Genomic DNA, 2,027 nt, shown 5'->3' with positions numbered 1-2,027 from the left:
GGCTGGCTGCTTCGGGGGGCTTGCCTTGGGCAGGGCTGCAGCTTAGGTTGATGACATTGTGTTCGCTACAGGCACTGAACGACAACGCAGATGGTATGGTCTGTGCGTTCTGACTCGTCAAGGATCGGCCAATGGATCGTTTGTCTAATTTGCTCTCGCGGTTCGGCGTGCGGGCCAATCTGTTCTATGACGGCGACCTATGCGGCTCTGCATCTTACGATGGCGCCGAGCGGCGAGGTTATATCCATCTGCTTCAGGCCGGCAGCGTGACGTTGCTTGGTCCCGATCGCAAGGATTTGCAGCTCACTCGCCCTAGCTTGATTTTTATGCCACGCCCCGCCAAGCATCAATTGTTTGCGGGTGAGTCCGATGGCGCAAAGTTGTTGTGTGCTTCCATGGAGTTTGAGGGCGGAATTGATAATCCTTTGTCGGCTTCATTACCGGACTGTTTGGTGCTCGCACTCGATGATCTGCCCATGCTGGCAGACACGTTGGAGTGGATGTTTGCCGAGGCGGCAAATGTGCATTGTGGAAGGGAAGCCGCGCTTGAGCGCTTATTTGAGCTCCTAATCATTCTGTTGCTCCGTTACCTGCTCGATCATCACCAGTTGCGCACCGGAATGATGGCTGGACTGGCCGACATGCGGCTTGCCCGATCGCTTTTACAGATGCACAACTCCCCGGAACATGCCTGGTCAATAGCAGAGCTGGCCAGTGAGTCAAATATGTCACGCGCTGCGTATGCCGTGCATTTCAAGAGTGTCATCGGACAGACGCCTGCTGATTATTTGTTGAGTTGGCGAGTTAGCCTGGCTCAGAAGCTGATGCGAGAAGGGCGCTCGATTACGCTGATTGCAGCTCAAGTCGGCTACGAAAGTCCTTCGGCGCTGTCTCGCGCATTTAGACGCAAGACGGGGTTGAGCCCTCGTGACTGGTTGAAAGATCTGGCGGGGGAAAATGATGGCAAAAAGGCCTAAGGCATTACTGCCTTAAGCCATTGAAAAAATTATGCATTAATTTTACGTTTTTCCAGTTCAACCAGCGAATGGCCTGCCACAAATATCGAAACAGCAAGCAACCCTAAGTCTTTAAGCAGAAACTGACCTGGCGCAACGGAAATCGCCGGAAACCCTAAACTAGGCTCAATGACGCCCGGAGTGGAAAACATAAAGCTAAGGGTTGTGAAGAACAGGCCTGCAGACAGAGCGCCTCCTACCACGGATAGTTTGGGCGACAGCATGCGGCCTGCGATCAGAGTGCCGATCGAAATCTCTAGTATGCCGAGCAGGCTGGAGAACATGTCGACCGAAAAAATGCTATACACCCATCCCAAAAGCGGGCTGTTGCTCACCAGTGGAACCAGGCCCTCGGCCTCGTAGTGGGTAAATTTCATGCCGCCGAACCAGAAGTAAATAATAGCGAGAGCCAAGTACGCGCCATAGATACCTAGCCCCATAGTTTTGGTTCCAAGCGTTAAGTGGGCCTGTACGCTGGACTTCGAGTTTTCAATGCCTATGGTTTTCATGTCTGAGCTTCCAGTAGTGAGTGAGAGTGTGTTGGCTGCCGAACGCCGTATGCGTTGGCGATGAGATGATTATGGCTGGCATCTCTAATCAAGAGGCATCAGAAAGTATTGATTTCAGTGCAGATCGTCTTGGGCGGTGCAATTCGCGATGAAGGGATCGCCGTGGAGAGCGATGAGTGCACTATTTCGATAAAGGAGTCGTTTTACATAGGTCGATGAAGCGCGTTGCGGCATCGCCTACTGTCATTTCTCAAATCTGACTATGGGGCTTGGGGCGAAGGGCGGCACTGACTAGGCTTAGAACAGCTACCAACTAGCCGCGCGGCCGCGATGCACAAAGAATGGTAACTGAGCCGTGAGTGCGGTGGGCGCCCGCATTTATTTCCAAACCCTACAGATACATCGATCTTCGACTTCAACCGGGCAGATAGCTGTTGCAGCAAGCCTATCAATCGACTTTGACGTGTTAAAGAGGATAGGTTTTCCAGGGTTGGGGAACAGC

Annotated in this window: 2 protein-coding genes; one reads left to right on the top strand and one right to left on the bottom strand. The window is 52.7% G+C overall.

Going from position 1 to position 2,027, the window contains the following annotated elements; genetic code table 11:
- Nucleotides 1–131: 131 nt before the first annotated feature.
- On the top strand, nt 132–977 hold the full coding sequence (locus ACEWE8_RS25955) for an AraC family transcriptional regulator (protein ID WP_003464995.1): 846 nt from the start codon (nt 132–134) through the stop codon (nt 975–977).
- Between the two features lie 29 nt (nt 978–1,006).
- Here the strand turns inward: ACEWE8_RS25955 and ACEWE8_RS25950 are convergent, their stop codons facing one another.
- On the bottom strand, nt 1,007–1,525 hold the full coding sequence (locus tag ACEWE8_RS25950) for a YkgB family protein (RefSeq protein ID WP_003464991.1): 519 nt from the start codon (nt 1,523–1,525) through the stop codon (nt 1,007–1,009).
- Nucleotides 1,526–2,027 lie beyond the last annotated feature (502 nt).

The organism is Pseudomonas sp. TR47 (genome assembly GCF_044143025.1).
Lineage (GTDB): Bacteria > Pseudomonadota > Gammaproteobacteria > Pseudomonadales > Pseudomonadaceae > Aquipseudomonas > Aquipseudomonas putida_E.
Note: the sequence above shows the minus strand (reverse complement) of the source record. Positions and strands in the feature narration are given on the sequence as shown.